Source organism: Micavibrio sp. TMED2, from assembly GCA_002168225.1.
Taxonomy (GTDB): domain Bacteria; phylum Pseudomonadota; class Alphaproteobacteria; order TMED2; family TMED2; genus TMED2.
Map to the genome: position 1 here is coordinate 845,853 of NHBH01000009.1, position 19,606 is coordinate 865,458.

A 19,606-nucleotide genomic window follows, 5' to 3' on the forward strand; every position below is an offset into this window, starting at 1 on the left:
TGTCTTGTCACTCTTGCTGTACCGTCATTGAATGCGTCGTCATCCCGCCGATCCTGATAGTATATCAGGCACGATCCTGTATGCGCCAAATTCCAGATTGTCCGCGCCGGTAAATCTGCCTGTACTGCCACCATTGCTGCCGGATGTGCCGTTGATCCTGATCGTCGAGGACAACAAGGTCAATCAGCGGCTCGTGCGGGATATTATCCGGGTGCAGGGCTGGAACAGCATTGAAACCGAAACCGTCGGCGATGCGAGACAGATTCTGCGCATGTTGCGGGTGCGCGGTGAGATGCCAGCGGCAATCCTGCTCGATATTCGCCTGCCGGATGAATCGGGTCTCGTGCTGGCCCGTGAACTGAAGGCCGACAGGCACTGGAAATCGGTACCGATCATTGCCGTTACGGCGCTGGCGATGAATAATGATGAGGGACGAATACTGGACGCCGGGTGTGATGCCTATATCGCTAAACCGATTTCCGTAAGCGAATTGACGGAAACTGTTCAAAAATATGTCTCGTCCAGTACACTGGCCTAGTATGTTTTTGGTTGATGCCTGATGATGGTGTTGTACCTTGAACGTTGTTCTTTTGCTCTTTTCCTATTGGCGCACCTATGACCGCTCGCGTCCTTGTTGTTGACGACGTATTGCCCAACGTGAAACTTCTCGCTGCCAAACTGCAGCGGGAATATTTTGACGTTGTGACGGCCTTTAATGGTCAGGAGGCGCTCCAGAAGGTTCAGGAAGAGAGCCCTGATATCATCCTGCTTGATGTTATGATGCCCGGCATGGACGGGTTTGAGGTCTGTGAGCGGATCAAGGCGGACCCGGAAACCGCCCATATTCCGATCGTCATGGTGACCGCGCTGTCGGATACTTCTGACCGTGTCCGTGGTCTTGAGGCCGGTGCCGATGATTTCCTGACCAAGCCGGTCAATGATGTCGCCCTGTTTGCCCGCGTTCGCTCCCTTGTGCGTCTGAAGATGACCATGGATGAATGGCGTCTGCGCCAGAACACCTCCGGTCAACTCGGTGTTTTGATGGGCGAGAACAGCCTGCAGGAAGAATCCTATGAGGACGGTTACGTTCTCGTGGTCGAGGACAGCGCGATTGATCGTGACAAGATCAACGAGACTCTGCTGCGCGACCGTCACCATGTGCGCGCAGTCGAGCGGGGCGAGGATGCCATTTCCGCCCTGCAGGAAGAGGATTTCGATCTGGTGGTCGTATCCCTCGCGCTGGAGAACGAGGATGGCTTGCGCTTCTGCTCGCATCTTCGCTCGAACGAACGGACCCGGCAGATACCGATCCTTGCGATTGCTGACGAGAGCGACCTCGAGCGCAGTGCCAAGGGGCTGGAGATCGGCGTAAACGACTATATCCTGAAGCCGATGGACCGGAACGAGTTGCTGGCGCGCAGCCGTACCCAGATCCGCCGTCGCCGCTATCAGGAGCGCCTGCGCCTGAATTACGAAGAGAGCCTGTCTCTGGCGCTGACCGACAGCCTGACCGGGCTGTTCAACCGCCGGTACCTGCTGGCGCACCTGCGGCGTCTGCTTGACCGGATTGCCGAGAACAAGAAGCCGCTCTCAACCCTCATTTTCGACGTCGATCACTTCAAACTGGTCAACGACAATCATGGCCATGCCGTGGGTGATGAGGTCTTGCGTGAACTGGCCCAGCGGGTTGCCAATGGCGCGCGCAGCTTTGACCTTGTCGCGCGTATCGGTGGTGAGGAATTTGCCGTCGTACTGCCTGACAGCGGGCTTGATACTGCTATGGCTGTCGCCGAACGCCTGCGCAAGAGCTGTGAGAGCCGCCCGTTTCGTGTCTCTGGTCCGGTCGGTGAACTCAACGTCACGATCAGTATTGGTGTTGCCTATGCCACCAGCCCGGATGAAAACCCGCTGGAATTGATCAAACGGGCGGATGAGGGGCTGTATATGGCCAAGCGCAGTGGCCGGAACAAGGTCTGTACGGTTGAAGACCTTGAGGTCGCGCGCCAGAAAGAGGCATCAATCGGCAAGGCCGGTGGTGAAGCCACTGCAACCTCGGATGATACCGCGCCGGTATAAGGCGGTTCGAGCCGCTCTACGGTTTTCCCATACAGCATTTCGGAAACGAAAAATGGCGGGATACGCTGATGCGCCCCGCCATAAAACAGTTTCCGGACAAGTCGGAACCCTGTGAAGCCTTATGGCTTACTTCATTTTCTCTTCTTTGAAGATGACGTGCTTGCGAACCCGTGGGTCATACTTACGGAATTGCATTTTTTCGGTCATCTGACGTGGGTTCTTTTTCGCCACGTAGAAATAGCCCGTGTCGGCAGTGCTGACGAGCTTGACGAGGATGGTTGCTGATTTAGCCATCGGTTTGGTTCCTTAAAAACAAAATGCGCTGCTGACCGACTACAAGGCTCCGGGGTGCGTGTCGCACAATCCGCGGACGATATAACGGCCATTTAGTAAATTCGTGAGCGGGAGATTTATGCTGCTATCCCACAGATGTCAAGAAAGGACACGCAGGGCAGGGATGATTTAACCCGGTTGAGCGCCCGGGATGCGGCAAATCACTGTTTCAGCTGATTGACAATAATGCCGGTTGTTGAGGCCGACTGAATTGAATCGCCGGTATTGCGGCTGGCGACGGTCGAACTGCTGCCGGAGCTGATTTCTGCAATCAGGCTTGGGCTGTTGATCAGCAGCTTGGCAATTTCCTGATCCTCGGTCGCGGCCTCGCTGTTTGGCGGGCAGGCCTTGCGACCGGCTGAGGCGATATTGACCACAAGCTCGTGGTTCGGCTTTACCTCGTGATTTTCATATTGCAGGTGATCATGCCAAATCATCCGGGTTGGCTTGGCGCGCTGGAGTACATCGGTCAGCAGCGGGCCGGTGGTACCGGCGCGGCGTAACTCGCCTTGGCTGGTGCAGATATTCGGCAGGATGCCAACATCATGCAGGCCATGACCATCGGGGGTGAAGATTTCCGACCATGTCACGAACAACTCGCCGTCATTGGGCAGGCGGGTGACGGTCTGGACGCTGCCCTTGCCGTATGAGGCGCTGCCGACCACGACGGCGCGACCGCTTTCCTGCAGAGCCGCGGCGACAACCTCGGCTGCAGAGGCGGAGCCGCCATTGACTAGCACGACAATCGGCGCGCCATTCAGGATATCGAGATCATCTGCGGAGAAACTCTGGAAGCTCTCGGGGTGGCGCCCGGCAGTCCGGATGATCCGGCCCCGTTTGATGAACAGGTCAGAGACGGACACCGCCTGTTCGAGCAGCCCGCCCGGATTGTTACGCAGATCAAGCACAACGCCGCGCAGATTATCGCCGAGGCGATGCTGGATCACAGCGATGGCGGAGCGGACATGGGCTTCTGTCGCCGCATTGAAGCGCTCAATGGTAACGATGCCGATATTGTCCTCGATACGACCGACAACGGTGTTCGAGATAACCCGCTCACGCAGCAGGCTCATATCCTCGACCGACTGGCCACCGCGCAGAACATCGACCATGACAAAGCTGCCGACCCGACCGCGCAGCTTGTCGCGCACCTGAGTGAGGGTGAGGTCTGCAACCTCCTTGCCATCAATCCGGCTGATGATATCACCGACCTCGAGACCGGCATGGAAGGCCGGACCATCGGGGAAGATGCTGCGAACGATAAACTGGCCATCGGTATGCTCGAAGGCGAGGCCGACACCGCCGAAGCCTTCACGCATCCGGCGCTCTTTTGAGCCGTTGCTGGCGCTGGCATAGCGCGAGAAACGGTCGAGGCGACTGGTCATGGCATCGAACATGGTTTCCAGCACCAGTTCGCGATCAACGCCGGACAGTTTCTGGGATTTCTGGCGGGCCGCATCAAGAGCGAGGGTCGCAACCTGCGCCCAGCGCTCGGCCTCTTCCGCGCCCGGCGTTTCGATCTGATAGAAGATGCGGCCATTATGGCTGACACTGACCCAGTCATCGGTTGCCGCGAAGGCAATGTCCTTATCGAGGCGGGCGAGGGCATTCAGGCCGTCCAGCGTCATATCCTGCAGGCTGATATGACGGAAGAACACTTCGGCAATGCGGGTGATCCCGGCGCTCAGGACGGCTGCCTCTGGCGTGGCCACGGCCATATCGGTTGTGGCAATGGCCTGGGTGTTGATGGCGGCGGTATGCTGTTGGAGCGGCAGGCTGTCGGTCGTGTTACAGGCTGCGAGAACAAGTCCGGCGATCAGGGTTGGGCGACCGATTGAAACGCCGGTCGCTATGCCGCGACGCAGACCGTTCACGACCCGGTCAATCAGGTCAATACGATCCTGTCCGTTGAGGCCCAACGCGTTGTTTTTCGAGATACGATCCGGAAACCACTGCATGCGAATCGTTATACCATCGATTCGGTTTCGATTCGCGGCAAAATTCAATCAGAGGTCTGTTCTTATTAACGTCGGCCTTTAGGTGTGGTTCCTTTGCCCTTTTTGTTCCGCTTCGGACCTTTTGTCGACTTCCTTGATTTTGTTGGATGTTTCCTGCCGTCTCGGCGTTTCGCGCCGCCTTCGGATGGAGCCTTGCCAAATTTTTCCGGCGAGCTGTCATGCAGCTCAAGATCGATGATGCCGGTGACCGGGTCAGCGCGTTTGATCGTGACGATGATCGGCTCGCCCATACGGAACTGGCGTCCCCGGCGGCGTCCTGTCAGCGAATGCTTTGCCTCGTCGTGAATGTAGTAATCATCCGGCAGGTTGCGGATCGGGATCAACCCGTCACCGCCGGTCTGGTCCAGCGTCACAAACAGACCGAAGCGACCGACACCGCTGATGCGGCCATGCTGCCTGCTGCCGATATGCTCACTGAGGTAGAGCGCCATATAGCGGTCATTGGCGCTGCGCTCGGCGGCGATAGCCTTGCGCTCGGTGGCGGAGATATGGATTGCGATCTCATCCAGATCGGTGGCGTCGGATGGCTGCAACCCGTCTTCGCCGAGCTTGAACAGATCAATCAGCGCCCGGTGTACGATCAGATCGGCATAGCGCCGGATCGGGCTGGTGAAATGGGCATAGTGCCGTAGGGCGAGACCGAAATGGCCGGTGCAGTTCGGGGCATAGCGCGCCTGTGCCTGCGCACGCAGGATCAGCTGGTGCACCAGTCGCTGGTCATCATGGCCCTCGACCTCTTCAATGACCTTGGCCAGATGAGCGGGCTTGATCACCTGTCCCTTGGCGAGCGTGATGTTCATGCCCTTCAGAATATCGCTGAGGCCATTGATCCGGTCGCGATCCGGGCTGTCATGGGTGCGATAGAGGGCGGGCTGCTGTGCCTTGTCCAGCGCCTCGGCGGCGGCGACATTGGCGGTAATCATGAATTCCTCGATCAGCCGGTGACTGTCGAGACGCGGGCGGGTGACGATTTCCTTGATGTGATTGTCATCATCAAAAACGATCACCGGCTCCGGCAGGTCTAGATCGAGGGTGCCACGGGCAGCCCGGTTTGCGGCCAGTACGGCATAGGCGGCATAGAGCGGCTCGATCACCGTTTTCATCAGCGGCTTAAGTTGCTTGCTCGGCTTGCCGTCACGGGCGTCCTGCGCTTCCTCATAGGTGATACGGGCATGGCTGCGCATCCAGGCGCGCTCGAACCGATGGGCGATCAGCCGCCCGGACTTGTCGATTACCATGCGGGCGGCAAGGCAGGGGCGGTCGCCATCCGGCCGGAGGGAGCAGAGGTCGTTTGACAGCCGTTCCGGCAGCATCGGTACGACCCGATCCGGGAAGTATACCGAGTTGCCACGTTCCTTCGCCGCTTCATCAAGAGCCGAGCCGCTGCGCACATAATGGGCAACATCGGCAATCGCGACGGTCAGCTTCCAGCCGCCCTTGTTGTCCTTCGAGGTGTCCGGCTCGGCATGGACCGCATCGTCGAAATCGCGAGCATCGGCACCGTCGATTGTCACGAGCGGCAGGTCACGCAGATTGACCCGGTACTTGTCATCGGCGGCTGGTGGTTCTGCCGTCTCGGCAATTTCCAGTGCTGCTTCCGGGAAATCGACCGGGATGTCATGGGTGGTGATGGCGATCAGGCTGACAGCACGCGGTGCCGACATATCGCCCAGCACCTCGATGACCTTGGCTTCCGGCAGGCCGAGGCGGTGCTGTTTGCGGCTGACCGGCTGGGCAAGGACGAGCGAGCCGGGCGTGGCACCATTGGCATTCTTGCTGCGGACGATGAAGTCGGATTTGGCCTTCTTGTCGGTGGGGCGGAGGCGACCGCCTTCCTCGCCCATCTCATAGATACCGATGATCCGGGCCGGTGCGCCGGGCAGGCGGCGCATGATCTTGGCGACAAAGCCGTTTTTCTGATTGCCGGAGATTTCCGCCAGTACCCGGTCACCGACGCCGAGGTTTGCCGCACGGCTGCCCTTGTCGGTGACAATAATCGGCGGCGGATCGGTGTCGTGCTCCCAGTTCACCGGACGAGCCAAGGGCTCGCCATCCATATCGGTGCCGGTCACTTCGAGTACAGCCACACGGGGCAGAATAGGGGCGTCGCGTTTAGCCAAGTGCCTCAGGCGCTCTTCTTGGTTTTGGTGGCCGCTTTTTTCTTCGTGGTCTTCTTCGCGGGGGCAGCCTTTTTCTTTGGCGCGGCTTTGGTTGCGCCTCCCTTGGCAGCCATTTTCTCGGCCTTGATCGCGATCAGTTCGATTGCCCGGTCGAAGGTAATGTCATCCGGGCTGTCCGCCTTGGTCAGCGATGCCATGACCTTGCCATGCTTCACATACGGGCCGAAGCGACCGTTGTTCAGCGTCACCGGCTTCTCATCCTCGGGGTGGTTGCCCAATTCGCGGATCAGGCCGGCAGGCTTGCCGCCGCTCTTGCTCAGCTTCTCGGCCATCATCTGAACCGCGTGGTTCAGGCCGATGGTCAGAACTGTGTCGTCAGCCGGTAGTGACTGATACGTGCTGCCAAGCTTGAGGTATGGACCATAGCGGCCAATACCGGCGGTAATCATCTGCTCGCTGTCCGGATGAATGCCCACATCACGGGGCAGGGACAGCAGTTGCAGGGCAATGTCGAGATCAATGCTGTTCGGTGACATTTCCTTGGGCAGGGAGGCGCGTGGCGGTTTTGGTGCCTTGCTCTTAGGCTTGCGCTTCTTGCCTTCGGCGGCTGCGGCCTCGGCTTCTGCGGCGGCTGCCGCTTCCTCTTCCTCGGACGGTCCGAGCTGGACATAGGCGCCGTATGGTCCCTGACGCAGGGTGACCGGCAGGCCGGTTTCCGGATCGTGGCCGAGCATCTGCAGCCCGCCCTCGATCACACCCTCGCCGGAGGTCTCGTCCTGTACTGCCAGTGTCGTCGTGTATTTGCACTCGGGATAGCGGCTGCAGCCGATGAAGCCACCGGTGCGACCGAGCTTGAGGCTCAGGCGACCTTCCTTACAGGCCGGGCATTCACGCGGGTTCTGTCCGTCCTGACGCTCGGGAAAGAAGTGCGGGCCGAGATTTTCGTCCAGCACATCGATAACGTCGCTGATCTTCAGATCCTGCGTGCCCTCGACCGCGCTGGAGAAGTTGCCCCAGAACTGGCTGAGCACTTCCTGCCACTGGGCGCGACCGCCGGAAATATCGTCGAGCTGTTCCTCGAGTTGCGCAGTGAAATCATATTCCACATAGCGCTCGAAGAAGTTCGACAGGAAGGCGGTAACCATCCGGCCCCGGTCCTCGGGCACGAAACGGCGCTTGTCGAGGATCACATAATCACGATCCTGCAGCACCTGCATGATGCTGGCATAGGTGGAAGGACGACCGATGCCGAGTTCTTCCAGTTTCTTAACCAGGCTGGCCTCGGAATATCGTGGTGGCGGCTGGGTGAAGTGCTGGTCCGGTTTAACCGTTTCGCGCTTCGGTGTGTCGCCCTTGTTCAGTGGCGGCAGGCGGCGGCTTTGCTCGTCCTCGTCATCCTCGTCGCGACCTTCCTGATACAGCTTCAGGAAGCCGTCAAAGGCGATGATCGAACCGGTCGCGCGCAGGGTCAGATTGCCGCTGTCATCGACCAGATCAATGGCTGCCTGATCAAGCACGGCGGATTCCATCTGGCTCGCCATGGTGCGCTTCCAGATCAGATCATAGAGCTTGAGCTGTTCGGGATTGAGGAACTTGCGCATCATGCCCGGGCGACGGCTGAGGTCGGTGGGGCGGATTGCCTCGTGGGCTTCCTGCGCGTTCTTCTGTTTCGATTTGTAGATGCGTGGGCTGCCGGGCACATAATCCGCACCATAATCCTGACCGATCAGGGCACGGCTCTGGCTGATGGCTTCCTGACTGAGCTGGATGCCGTCGGTACGCATATAGGTGATGAGACCGACCGTCTCGCCACCAATATCGACACCTTCATAAAGCTGCTGGGCGAGGCGCATGGTCTGGCTGGCACCGAGACCGAGGCGACGGGACGCATCCTGCTGCAGGGTCGAGGTTGTGAACGGCGCATAAGGGTTGCGCTTGGTCTGTTTCTTCTCGATCTCCGCGACCTTGAACAGACCGGCGGCAATACGGTCGGCGAGGGCCTTTGCCTCGGCCTCGTTGGAGATGCTGAGCTTATCCAGCTTCTTGCCATCGGCATGGGTCAGGCGGGCGGTGAAGGTCGCGCCGTCATCGGTGGTAAAATCGACCTCGATCGACCAGTATTCAACGGCCTTGAATACCTCGATCTCGGCTTCTCGCTCACAGATCAGGCGCAGGGCAACCGACTGCACGCGGCCTGCGGATTTGGAGCCGGGCAGCTTGCGCCACAGGACCGGCGACAGGGTAAAGCCAACGAGATAATCGAGTGCCCGACGGGCGAGATAGGCCTGAACCAGTGAATCATCCACCTGACGCGGATGCTCGATAGCATCCTGAACCGCGCGCTTGGTGATCTCGTTGAAGGTGATGCGATGCACTTCCTTGTCGTCGAGGAGCTTTTTGTCCCGCAGGACTTCCTCGACATGCCACGAGATGGCTTCTCCCTCGCGATCCGGGTCAGTTGCGAGATAGAGGCGCTTGGCAGACTTTACCGCCTGGGTGATGTCCTTGACCGTTTTGCCCGCACGGTCGCCGAGTTCCCAATCCATTGAAAAGCCGTCATCGGGCCGTACCGATCCGTCTTTCGGCGGCAGGTCGCGGATATGGCCATAGGAGGCAAGTACCTTGTAATCGGAACCGAGATATTTCTCGATCGTCTTGGCCTTTGCGGGCGACTCAACGATGACGAGATTGCTGGCGGACATGGGCGGCGTGTTCTTTCTAAACTGTTTTATATCTGGCCGGTCTGGGGGCTATCCATCGTGCTCTTGTCATGATGATCCGACCCGCGCAACCATATTTCCCGGGTGGCGTACCACCTGACCGGTCAACTCCAGTTCGGTCAGGATCGTCGCTACCTTAGGCGCAGACAAATTGCAGACGCGAATTAACTCGTCAACTGCTGTTGGTGAAGAGCTGAGCGCATTGAGGATGATCTGGTCATCTTCCAGAGACATAGGTGCGCTATCTGTTTCTTCAATGAAATCATGATCTTCAATGTCTCTGGCTGTGCTTTGAAACAGTGGCGCATCGGACTGCATAAAATTATCCGGGCGGTATTTTTCAAGCGCGGCGGCAGGATCAGCCATCATCGGCCGGATCACATCGAGCACATCATCAGCGGTTTCGGTCAGCACTGCGCCCTGCCGCAACAGATGGTTGGCACCGCTGCTGCGCGGGTCATAGGGGAAGCCCGGCACGGCAAAGACCTCGCGGTTCTGTTCCACCGCCCGGGTTGCGGTGATCAGGGTGCCGGAACGCCGCGCCGCTTCGACCACAACCACACCGAGGGAAAGGCCGGAGATGATCCGGTTGCGATGCGGGAACATCTTGCCCATGGGTTCCGCACCCCATGGCCGTTCACTGACAATCGCACCCTGTTCGGCGATCTGTTCATACAGTTTCGTATGTTGGCGCGGATAGATGACATTAGCACCACCGGCGAGCACGGCAATTGTGCCGGTTGCCAGTGCTGCCTCATGTGCCCGGCCATCAATGCCAAGGGCGAGGCCGGAGGTAATAGTCAGGCCAGCCTGTCCGAGGTCGCGGGAGATTTCACCGGCAAAGCGCTGGCCGTTTACCGAGGCGTTGCGCGAGCCGACAATGCCGATGCCGGGGCGGGACAGCAGCGCCGGATTGCCGATCACGGTCAGGACAATGGGCGCGCCGTCGATCTGGCGCAGAATTTCCGGGTAGCGTGCTTCACCGCGCACGACCAGATGGGCACCATGGCGGTTGATGCGATCCAGTTCGGCCCGTGCCATATCCTCGGGCGGGACGACCGGGCGTTTACCGCCGCGGCGTTTGCTCACCAGTTCCGGCAGGGTGGCGAGTGCTTCGATGGCGGAGGGGTAGCGCGCCAGCAACTGATCGGCAGCGGCGGCACTCAGATGTTCTGTTCGGGCAAGACGTAACCAGGCAAGCCGCTCGGCATCGGAAATCTGCTGTGGCGGCTGTGTCCGTGTCATCAGGTGCCACCGTCGCCGGTTTCCGCAGCGGTCGCCGGATTGGTATCAGCATCCGGGCTGCGCTTGCGCGAGAGGTTGATTTTGCTCTCCTCTCCACGGATCAGGCGGATGATGTTGCTGCTGTGCCGGGCCCATGAGATCACGCTCAGAATACCGACAAAGACCAGCGCTTCCGGGCCGATCAGGGCATAGCCAATGAACGGCGCGGCAGCGAGGCAGACCAGCGCTGACAGCGACGAGTAGCGGAACAGCAAGGCGGTGGCGAGCCATGTCAGGGCGGTGGCGGCGCCGAGCAACAGGTCGACGGCAAACAGGATGCCAAGGGTGGTGGCAACACCCTTGCCGCCCTTGAATTTCAGCCAGACCGGGAACAGGTGACCGAGAAACGCGCCGAGACCGGCAATCCAGCCAACATCGGTGCCGAACAGGATGCTGCCAAGCACGACCATCACCGCACCCTTGCCAGCATCCAGTATCAGGGTCAGGGCGGCGAGGGCCTTGTTGCCGGTGCGCAGGACATTGGTGGCACCGATATTGCCGGAACCGATCTTGCGGATATCGCCCTGACCGGCCATGCGGGTCAGGATCAGGCCGAACGGCGTTGAACCGACGAGATAGCCGATGATGATGGCGAGGAGGTAAAGCTGCCAGGAAGCAGGATCAAACATGGTGCTGGTTCTGTACAGTTCTGGTTCGGGCCATCAGGCGGCGGCACTCAATTCATTCAGTCGGTCATATACCAGACGCCCATCAATGACCGTCTTTTCCACCCGGCCTAGCACGGGGCGGCGGTCAAAGGCAGAGTTTTTCGACTTGGAATGCAGTTTCTCCGCCTCGATCCGCCATGCGTGATCCGGGTCGATGATGACGAAATCAGCGGCGGCACCAATGCCGAGCGTACCAGCCTTGAGGCCGAGCAGACGGGCCGGATTGCTGGTCATGGTCGCGAGCAGATCGGCGAGGCCGATATGTTCCTGATGGTAGAGGTTGAGGGCGATCGGCAGCATGGTTTCGATGCCGATGACACCGGTTGCTGCCTGCGCGAATGGCAGACGCTTGCTGTCCACATCTTCCGGCATGTGATCGGAGGCAATGGCGTCGATGGTGCCATCGCTGATACCGGCAACGATGGCTTCCCGGTCCTCGTCAGTGCGCAGGGGCGGCGATACCTTGGCAAAGGTCCGGTAGTCGGCCACATCCATCTCGGTCAGGGAGAAGTAATGCGGGGCGGTGTCACAGGAGACAGGCAAGCCCCGGCTCTTCGCCAGACGAATGGCCGCGACGGCTTCCTTGGTCGAGATATGGGCGACGTGATAGCGGGCACCGGTCATCTCAACCAGTCGCAGGTCGCGTTCGATCATCATGACCTCGGCCAGACGCGGGATGCCCTTCAGCCCGAGACGGGTGGCGGTCTCGCCGCCATTCATCTGGCCTTCCTTGGTCAGGCTCGGTTCGTCCGGGTGCTGAATGATCAGGCGGTCGAATTGATGGGCGTAACTCAACGCGCGGCGCATGACCGATGCGCTGGCAATCGCGTTGCCGGCATCGGTGAAGCCGACTGCACCGGCCTCGGCCAATAGCCCGTATTCGGTCAGATCCTGTCCGGCGAGATCGCGGGTGGCAGCGGCATAGGCATAGAATTTGGCACCGCGCTGTTCACGCGCACGGCGGGCGATGAACTCAAGCCCGGCGGCATCGGCGATGACCGGATCGGTGGTCGGCAGGCAGACCATGCTGGTAACGCCACCGGCGGCAGCGGCGCGGGATGCGGTGGCGAGGGTTTCCTTGTGCGCCAAGCCGGGCTCACCAACGGTAACCCGCATATCGACGAGACCGGGGGCGAGCACGAGGCCCTGACCGTCGATGGTAACGGCATCATCCGGTACCCCCTGGGACAGGGCATCCGGCCCGATAGCCTTGATAACGCCGTGGTCGGCGATCAGTCCCGCATTGTTGCCCGGTGCTGCATCCATGCCGTTGGCAGGATCAATGATACGAACGTTGCGGACAACGGTGGTCTTGGTGGTCATGCTGAAGCTCCTTCCGGATGCCAGACGTGATAGAGCAGGTCGAGACAGGCCATCCGCACCGCAACGCCGAGCTCAACCTGATCGAGAATGACCGAGCGGTTGATGTCATCCGCCAGTTCCGAGCCGATTTCGACGCCCCGGTTCATCGGGCCGGGGTGCATGACCAGTGCTTCCGGTTTCGCCACCTTCAGCTTCTCATAGGTCAGGCCATAGAAATGGTAGTACTCGCGGATCGAGGGGACGAAGCTGCCCTGCATCCGTTCGGTCTGCAGCCGCAGCATCATGACGATGTCCACATCCTTTAGGCCCTCGCGCATATCGGTGAAGGCGGTGCAGCCCATACGCTCGATGCCACTCGGCAGCAGGGTGGGTGGGGCGATGACCCGAACCTCGGCACCCATGGCGCTCAGCAGATGGATATTGGAGCGGGCGACCCGGCTGTGGGTGATGTCGCCGCAGATGGCAATGCGCAGACCCTCGATCCGGCCGACCCGGCGGCGGATGGTCAGGGCGTCGAGCAGTGCCTGTGTCGGGTGTTCATGTGAGCCGTCCCCGGCATTGATCACCGGGCAGTTGACCTTCTGCGACAGCAGATTGACCGCGCCTGATTCCTGATGCCGGACGATCAGGAAGTCCGGGTGCATGGCGTTGAGGGTGAGGGCGGTATCGATCAGGGTTTCACCCTTCTTCACCGAACTGGTGGCCACCGACATGTTGATCACATCGGCACCGAGCCGCTGGCCTGCCAGCTCGAAGCTGGTACGGGTGCGGGTTGAGTTCTCGAAGAACAGGTTGATGATCGTGCGTGCGGTGAGGAGTGATGACTTGCGACCCGACTGGCGGTTCAACTCGACATATTTATCGGCGCAATCGAGGATCGTGGTGATGTCATAGGGCGGCATGCCGCCGATGCCGAGAATATGCCGATGGGCGAAAGGGGGATATCCGGTGGCGGTTTGGTCCGATGCGGACGCAGGCTTAGCGGATGCAGGGGCGCTGGTCATGGCGTCTCTCGCTTAAATACAGGTCAGATTGTCGGCTAAGCGCGCAACTTAGATCGTTTGCCGGTAAAAGGAAACGGGATTCTAGCCACGCTGATTGGCCATGGCGTCCAAAGCGCCCTGCAAAATGAAACTGGCGGCCATTTTGTCCACAACTGCAGCGCGTTTTTTGCGGCTGAGATCGGCCTCATCAATCAGGAAACGATCAACCGCACTGGTCGACAGGCGCTCATCCCAGAGCAGTATCGGCGGATCGATATGACCGAACAGCGAGCGGTCTTTGGCGGCGGCTTTCAGAATCTCATGGGCAAAGCTTTGTGTGATCTGGACTCGGGGGCCCTTGCTGCCATCCATATTGAGCGGCAGGCCCAGAACGAAGCCTTTCACATCACGGTCCTTGGCCAGCGCGCCGAGGCGCACGAGATCGGCACCGATCTTCCGGCGCTGGATTGTCTCGACCGGCGTTGACAGGCTGAGGCCACGGTCAGAGGCGGCAACACCAATGGTTTTCTCACCCAGATCTAGGCCGAGGACGGCGCTGCCGGGACGGATGACGGCGATAAAGTCGGATAATTCCAGAAGGGGCATGGGGATAAAGCCGGTTGGTGCAATCGGATAGATTGGCGGTAATTGAGAGAAGCGCTTGAAATGCCAGCCAACGCTCATTACCACAAGCATCGTTATCACAGGCAGCACACAAATCACGAAGTTACTTGCCTCTGCGTGGCTGGTGTTTATACCCGCTATGTGGAAGCGGCAGCTTTCATTCCTCATTTACGCTGACCCGCCTGTTTGGAGAATTGAACCGACCATGTCGATCGATCAGAACACAGTCGCCCGCATTGCCCGGCTCGCCCGCATCGAGGTGCCGGATGACAAACTCGAGCCAATGGCTGCCGAGCTCGGCAATATCCTGAAATTCGTTGAGCAGCTTGCCGAGGTGAATACCGATGGCGTGCAGCCGATGACCTCGGTTGTGGCGATGGATGCGCCCTTGCGTGAAGACGTGGTCAATGATGGCAATGTGCGTGATGACGTGCTCGCCAATGCACCGGAAGCCATGGAAGGCTTCTTCGTTGTGCCGAAAGTGGTGGAGTAAGGAACGATGAGCAAAGCTGAACTGACCGGCCTGACATTGGCCGAAGCGCGTGACGGTCTGGTTGCCAAGGATTTCTCCGCTGTTGAACTGGCCGAGGCTCATGTGGATGCGGTTGAGCAAATCCGCAGCCTCAATGCCTATCTCGTGGAAACTCCTGATGCCGCCCTCGAAGGCGCGAAGCTGAGTGACGAGCGTATTTCCAAGGGCGAGGCACGTCCGCTTGAGGGTCTGCCGCTTGGCATCAAGGATCTGTTCTGCACCAAGGGTGTGCAGGCTGCTGCTGGCAGTAAAATCCTCGAGGGCTTCAAGCCACCTTATGAATCAACCGTCACCTCGCAGCTCTGGCGCGATGGTGCCCTGATGCTGGGCAAGCTGAACATGGACGAATTCGCCATGGGTTCAGCCAATATCACCAGTGCCTTCGGTCCGGTGGAAAGCCCGTGGAAGCGTCCGGGCGAAAATCGTCCGCTGGTGCCGGGTGGTTCTTCCGGCGGTTCTGCGGCGGCGGTTTCTGCCCGTGCCGCACTGGCGGCAACCGGCACCGATACCGGTGGCTCGATCCGCCAGCCAGCTGCCTTCACCGGTATTGTCGGTCTGAAGCCGACCTATGGCCGTTGCTCACGCTGGGGCATCATTGCCTTCGCCTCATCGCTCGATCAGGCCGGGCCGATGACCCGCACGGTGCGTGATGCGGCGATCATGATGCGCTCCATGGCCGGTTATGATCCGAAGGACAGCACCAGCGTCAACACGCCGGTGCCTAACTATGAAAAAGCGCTGACCGGCGATATTCGCGGGCTCAAGGTCGGTATTCCGAAACAGTACCGCGTCGATGGCATGGATGCCGAGATCGAAGCGATGTGGGATCAGGGCGTTGAGTGGCTGAAAGCCGCTGGTGCCGAGGCGGTGGAAGTCGACCTGCCGCACACATCCTATGCCCTGCCGACCTATTATATTGTGGCGCCTGCCGAATGTTCATCGAACCTCGCGCGCTATGATGGTGTTCGCTATGGTCTGCGGGTCGAGGGTGAAGACCTCAACGACATGTATGCGCGCAGCCGTGCTGCCGGTTTCGGTGACGAGGTCAAGCGCCGCATCCTGATCGGCACCTATGTTCTCTCTGCCGGTTACTATGATGCCTATTACATCAAGGCACAGAAGGTCCGTGCGCTGATCGCTGAGGATTTCCGCAAGGCATTCGAGCAGGTCGATGTATTGCTGACGCCAACCGCGCCGAGTGCTGCCTTTGCCGTCGGTGAAAATTCCGATGATCCGGTAGCCATGTATCTGAACGATGTCTTCACCGTTCCGGCTTCTCTTGCCGGCCTGCCGGGCATGTCACTGCCGGCCACGGTGAACAAGGATGGCCTGCCGCTCGGTCTGCAGCTGATCGGTCGTCCATTTGACGAAGAAACAGTGATCCGGGTCGGTGGCGTGATGGAAGAGGCGGCAGCCTTTTCTGCCAAACCGAACGGCCTGATTGCGGCCTGAGCAGGCATGACGATTACGACTACCAACAACTACGCGGGGCCAGAAATATGAAAGTCGGAGAACTCATGGAGGTGCTGGGTCGCCTCGAACCCGATGCTGATGTGGCTGTCGCGCTTGATTTTCAGGATGAGGCCGATCTGGGCGTGCATGAGATCGTGCAGATCGACAAATTCGAGCTGGATAACGGCGATGTGGCGGTGATCCTGATTGTCGAGGCCACGCCGGATGGCGAGCCGGATGACAATGTCACGGTGGTGCCACCCGCTGCCAACAAGAACTGATTTTTCGGAACTGATTTCGATTATACGGAGCTAAAGCCAGATGGCGTTCACAATTCAGGGCGAAACCGGTGTTTTCGAGGCTGTTATCGGTCTGGAAATCCACGCGCAGGTCATCTCCAATTCCAAGCTGTTTTCTGGTGCTGCCACCGAGTTCGGTGCCGATCCGAATACCCAGGTCAGCCTCGTTGATGCGGCCATGCCCGGTATGCTGCCGGTGCTGAACGCGGAATGTGTGCGTCAGGCGGTGCGTACCGGTCTTGGCATCAACTCCGCGATCAATCTCCGTTCGGTGTTCGAGCGCAAGAACTACTTCTATGCCGACCTGCCGCAGGGTTATCAGATTTCCCAGTATGAGCATCCGATTGTCGGCCTCGGTGAGGTTGAGATCGACCTGCCGGGCGGCGAGACCAAGATGATCGGCGTAACCCGTCTGCACCTCGAACAGGATGCGGGCAAGAGCCTGCATGACCAGCACCCGACCAAGACCTATGTCGACCTGAACCGATCCGGTGTGGCGCTGATGGAAATCGTCTCCGAACCCGATCTGCGCGGACCGGAAGAGGCGGCAGCCTATCTGAAGAAAATCCGCGCCATTGTGCGTTATCTCGGCACCTGTGACGGCAATATGGAGGAAGGCTCCATGCGCTGTGACGTGAACATCTCCGTGCGCAAGCCGGGTGCTGAATTTGGTACGCGTTGCGAGATCAAGAACGTCAACTCGATCCGCCACGTGCAACAGGCCATTGAGTATGAGGCCCAGCGTCAGGTTGAGCTGATCGAAGATGGCGGTGAAGTGGTACAGGAAACCCGTCTCTGGGATCCGCGTGCCGGTGAAACCCGGTCCATGCGCTCGAAGGAAGAGGCGCATGACTATCGCTATTTCCCCGACCCCGATCTGCTGCCGCTGGAGCTGGAACAGAGCTGGGTCGACGAGTTGAAGGCAACCCTGCCGGAACTGCCGGATGCCAAGAAACACCGCTTCATGGATGATTACGGCCTGTCGCTCTATGACGCTGCCGTTCTCGTTGCCGACCGGGAATCTGCCGATTACTTCGAGGCCGTTGCCAATGGCCGTGACGCGAAGCTGGCGGTGAACTGGGTGACAACCGAGCTGTTCGGTGTGCTGAACAAGGAAGGCAAGGATATCGGCGAAAGCCCGGTATCGGCGCAGGACCTCGGTGGCCTGATCGATCTGATTTCCGACAACACCATTTCCGGTCGTATCGCCAAGGATGTTTTTGCCGAGATGGTGGAGACCGGCAAGGCTGCCAGCGCCATCGTCGAGGAGAAGGGGCTGAAGCAGGTCTCCGACACCGGTGCCATCGAAACCATGATCGACGAAATTCTGGCCAACAACCCGGATATGGTTGAGCAATATCGCAGTGGCAAGGACAAGCTGTTCGGCTTTTTCGTCGGTCAGGTGATGAAGGCCAGCCAGGGCAAGGCCAATCCGGGTGTGGTTAATCAGTTACTGAAATCAAAGCTTTCAGGCTGACGCTGGTTATTTGATCAAATTTTAGCTATTTTAGGCATTGGTTTTGCGTGTCGGTATTCAGCCGACACTCTTGGGAGCATGGATGCCATGATGGCTTGCACGAAAAAACTTTCGGTTCTGGCTGCTTTAGCTGTTGGTCTGGCGCTGCCTTGTGTAGCTGTGTCCGATGCTCTGGCACAGCAGGGGGCACAGGGTGCTGCGCGCCAGCCGACCTTGCTGACACCACGCATCGGCTCCGGTGGTACCTTGCCACCAACCCAGCAGCAGGGCTCTTTGCCCCAGCCCCAGCAGCCCCAGCTGACACCGGAACAAAGACGCAAATTGCTGCAGTTCCGTATCATGGAGATTGAGGGTGGTCGTGCCTATGTGCGTCAGGCCTGTGGTGATCCAACCTGGGTTGAGGACTACAAAGTCCATCTGGAAAAGATAGAGATTACCGACCGTCCCAAGGGAATCCTCGCTTTTAAAAATGGTTGGGAAGAGAGCAAGCTGCGCCTGGGGCCGGATATCGTCTCCTGTGAAGAGTTGATGTCCGACAGCTAGGACGCCTGTTACAGGACGTATCTTACAGAGCGCGACCCGATCTGATCCGGGATCAGGATGCCGATCCCCGCAAGCCGTTCCGTGAACAGGCATACCGGGATCAGCAGTCGTTTTACCGTCAGCAGTTGACGGCTGGCCCTATGCGGTCAACGCATCGACGCGGGGCCGACGCCCGCGGCGGCCGGTCTCAAGCACGGACGGTGCATGGACGAGCCAGCTCTCCAGCCGCTCCATCGTATCGCGCATCAGCTTGAGCTCGCGTACATCATCGCGATCAATTACCTCAAGACAGGTCAGCTTGTTATCAAGCATGTCGATCAGCAGTTCGACTGCCGGGCGGTTGAGAATTTTTTGTGCTTCCACGATCTGGGTTTGAATGTTGCTCATCATCGCCTCCTGTCCATCCCTCGGTTATGTGGCTTAACTGATGCTGATGATGGTTCAAAAAGGTTAACGCCACGCTAACCGCCCGATGTTTTTGTCAAAAAGCGTTCACGACTGTTAGTAATTTGCCCGATTAGCTCACGGATTGCGGGCATAACAAAAACTTTTGTCGGTTGAAGGGCTATGGCTGATTGACAGGCTTGGGGTCATGTCGCTAGAAGCGGTGTTCGAATGATCGGTGAGCGTTCAAGCCGCGCTCGTTATTCTTGACCGACATTCCCCGATGGTGCGGTGGCCGAGCGGCTGAAGGCGGCGGATTGCTAATCCGTTATACGGTTTAAAACCGTATCGAGGGTTCGAATCCCTCCCGCACCGCCATCAACCCACAGATACTGTCTTTGTAAATCTGGGCGCTCTGTAAGCAGCGGTTTTGTCGTGCTTATTCTGGCTGATTCCTATTCATGCGCCGCTGTTTCTCATCCGGTCAGCCGATCTTATGGCCGTTTGTGCAGCCCGGTCTCTGGCGCGTCTGCTGGTAGATGAGTTTGGGGTGTGTGTGCACGTTAACAGGGTAAATTTTTTATTTTGACCTGTTTAACAGCGATTTGGGTGGGTTTTTGACCCAGTTTTTGAGGTCATGTCCCTGTATTCATTGAATAATTCAGGGCGGTCCTGTTTTAGGGTGTTTTGGGGGGCATAACAGGGACATTTTCCACCCATAACAGGGAACATGGTCGGGCATAACAGGTGCATATTGGGTATTTAATTTC

Annotated in this window: 17 protein-coding genes and 1 tRNA gene; 8 read left to right on the plus strand and 10 right to left on the minus strand. The window is 58.9% G+C overall.

The window, feature by feature from the left end; translation table 11 throughout:
- Positions 1 to 31 precede the first annotated feature (31 nt).
- Together CBB62_15560 and CBB62_15565 are read left to right on the plus strand one after the other, a co-directional pair.
- Positions 32 to 538, plus strand: a complete 507-nt coding sequence (locus tag CBB62_15560) for a hypothetical protein (GenBank protein ID OUT39765.1) — start codon at positions 32 to 34, stop codon at positions 536 to 538.
- 77 nt (positions 539 to 615) lie between these two features.
- On the plus strand, positions 616 to 2,076 hold the full coding sequence (locus CBB62_15565; GenBank protein OUT39766.1) for a PleD family two-component system response regulator: 1,461 nt from the start codon (positions 616 to 618) through the stop codon (positions 2,074 to 2,076).
- 126 nt (positions 2,077 to 2,202) lie between these two features.
- On the opposite strand, the gene CBB62_15570 is transcribed toward CBB62_15565, so the two are convergent.
- From CBB62_15570 to CBB62_15610, 9 genes are all read right to left on the minus strand, one after another.
- Positions 2,203 to 2,370, minus strand: a complete 168-nt coding sequence (locus CBB62_15570; protein ID OUT39767.1) for a 50S ribosomal protein L33 — start codon at positions 2,368 to 2,370, stop codon at positions 2,203 to 2,205.
- A gap of 200 nt (positions 2,371 to 2,570) precedes the next feature.
- Positions 2,571 to 4,367 (minus strand): hypothetical protein, encoded by a 1,797-nt coding sequence (locus CBB62_15575; protein ID OUT39768.1) that lies wholly within the window; start codon positions 4,365 to 4,367, stop codon positions 2,571 to 2,573.
- Between the two features lie 65 nt (positions 4,368 to 4,432).
- Positions 4,433 to 6,484 carry a ribonuclease R gene (locus CBB62_15580; protein ID OUT39769.1) on the minus strand — a complete coding sequence of 684 codons (2,052 nt, stop codon included), beginning with the start codon at positions 6,482 to 6,484 and terminating at the stop codon, positions 4,433 to 4,435.
- 68 nt (positions 6,485 to 6,552) lie between these two features.
- Positions 6,553 to 9,249, minus strand: a complete 2,697-nt coding sequence (locus CBB62_15585) for a DNA topoisomerase I (protein OUT39770.1) — start codon at positions 9,247 to 9,249, stop codon at positions 6,553 to 6,555.
- Positions 9,250 to 9,315: 66 nt separating this feature from the next.
- Complete coding sequence (locus CBB62_15590; GenBank protein ID OUT39771.1) at positions 9,316 to 10,512, minus strand: DNA protecting protein DprA; 1,197 nt, start codon at positions 10,510 to 10,512, stop codon at positions 9,316 to 9,318.
- Entirely contained in the window at positions 10,512 to 11,180 is a 669-nt protein-coding gene (locus tag CBB62_15595) for an acyl-phosphate glycerol 3-phosphate acyltransferase (GenBank protein OUT39772.1), read from the minus strand. The genes CBB62_15590 and CBB62_15595 overlap by 1 nt, the downstream gene beginning before the upstream one ends.
- A gap of 33 nt (positions 11,181 to 11,213) precedes the next feature.
- Positions 11,214 to 12,542 (minus strand): dihydroorotase, encoded by a 1,329-nt coding sequence (locus tag CBB62_15600; GenBank protein ID OUT39773.1) that lies wholly within the window; start codon positions 12,540 to 12,542, stop codon positions 11,214 to 11,216.
- Positions 12,539 to 13,546 (minus strand): aspartate carbamoyltransferase, encoded by a 1,008-nt coding sequence (locus CBB62_15605; protein ID OUT39774.1) that lies wholly within the window; start codon positions 13,544 to 13,546, stop codon positions 12,539 to 12,541. The genes CBB62_15600 and CBB62_15605 overlap by 4 nt, the downstream gene beginning before the upstream one ends.
- A gap of 81 nt (positions 13,547 to 13,627) precedes the next feature.
- Positions 13,628 to 14,131 carry a Holliday junction resolvase RuvX gene (locus CBB62_15610; protein OUT39857.1) on the minus strand — a complete coding sequence of 168 codons (504 nt, stop codon included), beginning with the start codon at positions 14,129 to 14,131 and terminating at the stop codon, positions 13,628 to 13,630.
- Positions 14,132 to 14,354: 223 nt separating this feature from the next.
- On the opposite strand from CBB62_15610, the gene CBB62_15615 reads away from it, so the two are divergent.
- From CBB62_15615 to CBB62_15635, 5 genes are all read left to right on the plus strand, one after another.
- Complete coding sequence (locus CBB62_15615; GenBank protein ID OUT39775.1) at positions 14,355 to 14,642, plus strand: aspartyl/glutamyl-tRNA(Asn/Gln) amidotransferase subunit C; 288 nt, start codon at positions 14,355 to 14,357, stop codon at positions 14,640 to 14,642.
- A 6-nt stretch (positions 14,643 to 14,648) separates the two neighbouring features.
- Positions 14,649 to 16,133 (plus strand): aspartyl/glutamyl-tRNA amidotransferase subunit A, encoded by a 1,485-nt coding sequence (gene gatA / locus CBB62_15620; GenBank protein OUT39776.1) that lies wholly within the window; start codon positions 14,649 to 14,651, stop codon positions 16,131 to 16,133.
- Positions 16,134 to 16,180: 47 nt separating this feature from the next.
- Positions 16,181 to 16,414, plus strand: coding sequence for a hypothetical protein (locus tag CBB62_15625; protein ID OUT39777.1), 234 nt, complete (start codon positions 16,181 to 16,183; stop codon positions 16,412 to 16,414).
- Between the two features lie 40 nt (positions 16,415 to 16,454).
- On the plus strand, positions 16,455 to 17,909 hold the full coding sequence (gene gatB, locus CBB62_15630) for an aspartyl/glutamyl-tRNA amidotransferase subunit B (protein OUT39778.1): 1,455 nt from the start codon (positions 16,455 to 16,457) through the stop codon (positions 17,907 to 17,909).
- A gap of 78 nt (positions 17,910 to 17,987) precedes the next feature.
- Entirely contained in the window at positions 17,988 to 18,452 is a 465-nt protein-coding gene (locus CBB62_15635; protein ID OUT39779.1) for a hypothetical protein, read from the plus strand.
- Positions 18,453 to 18,590: 138 nt separating this feature from the next.
- Here CBB62_15635 and CBB62_15640 read toward each other — a convergent pair whose 3' ends face one another.
- Entirely contained in the window at positions 18,591 to 18,842 is a 252-nt protein-coding gene (locus tag CBB62_15640) for a hypothetical protein (protein ID OUT39780.1), read from the minus strand.
- A gap of 279 nt (positions 18,843 to 19,121) precedes the next feature.
- Here CBB62_15640 and CBB62_15645 point away from each other — a divergent pair.
- Positions 19,122 to 19,214 (plus strand) — tRNA-Ser (locus CBB62_15645).
- Positions 19,215 to 19,606: the final 392 nt, after the last annotated feature.

Coding starts and splice junctions, on each gene's coding strand:
- CBB62_15565 (OUT39766.1), top strand. CDS start 616: ATGACCGCTCGCGTCCTTGTTGTTGACGACGTATTGCCCAACGTGAAA.
- CBB62_15570 (OUT39767.1), bottom strand. CDS start 2,370: ATGGCTAAATCAGCAACCATCCTCGTCAAGCTCGTCAGCACTGCCGAC.
- CBB62_15585 (OUT39770.1), bottom strand. CDS start 9,249: ATGTCCGCCAGCAATCTCGTCATCGTTGAGTCGCCCGCAAAGGCCAAG.
- gatB (OUT39778.1), top strand. CDS start 16,455: ATGGCGTTCACAATTCAGGGCGAAACCGGTGTTTTCGAGGCTGTTATC.
- CBB62_15625 (OUT39777.1), top strand. CDS start 16,181: ATGAAAGTCGGAGAACTCATGGAGGTGCTGGGTCGCCTCGAACCCGAT.
- CBB62_15640 (OUT39780.1), bottom strand. CDS start 18,842: ATGATGAGCAACATTCAAACCCAGATCGTGGAAGCACAAAAAATTCTC.
- CBB62_15605 (OUT39774.1), bottom strand. CDS start 13,546: ATGACCAGCGCCCCTGCATCCGCTAAGCCTGCGTCCGCATCGGACCAA.
- CBB62_15635 (OUT39779.1), top strand. CDS start 17,988: ATGGATGCCATGATGGCTTGCACGAAAAAACTTTCGGTTCTGGCTGCT.
- CBB62_15610 (OUT39857.1), bottom strand. CDS start 14,131: ATGCCCCTTCTGGAATTATCCGACTTTATCGCCGTCATCCGTCCCGGC.
- CBB62_15575 (OUT39768.1), bottom strand. CDS start 4,367: ATGCAGTGGTTTCCGGATCGTATCTCGAAAAACAACGCGTTGGGCCTC.
- CBB62_15590 (OUT39771.1), bottom strand. CDS start 10,512: ATGACACGGACACAGCCGCCACAGCAGATTTCCGATGCCGAGCGGCTT.
- CBB62_15600 (OUT39773.1), bottom strand. CDS start 12,542: ATGACCACCAAGACCACCGTTGTCCGCAACGTTCGTATCATTGATCCT.
- CBB62_15615 (OUT39775.1), top strand. CDS start 14,355: ATGTCGATCGATCAGAACACAGTCGCCCGCATTGCCCGGCTCGCCCGC.
- CBB62_15580 (OUT39769.1), bottom strand. CDS start 6,484: ATGGATGGCGAGCCCTTGGCTCGTCCGGTGAACTGGGAGCACGACACC.
- CBB62_15560 (OUT39765.1), top strand. CDS start 32: ATGCGTCGTCATCCCGCCGATCCTGATAGTATATCAGGCACGATCCTG.
- CBB62_15595 (OUT39772.1), bottom strand. CDS start 11,180: ATGTTTGATCCTGCTTCCTGGCAGCTTTACCTCCTCGCCATCATCATC.
- gatA (OUT39776.1), top strand. CDS start 14,649: ATGAGCAAAGCTGAACTGACCGGCCTGACATTGGCCGAAGCGCGTGAC.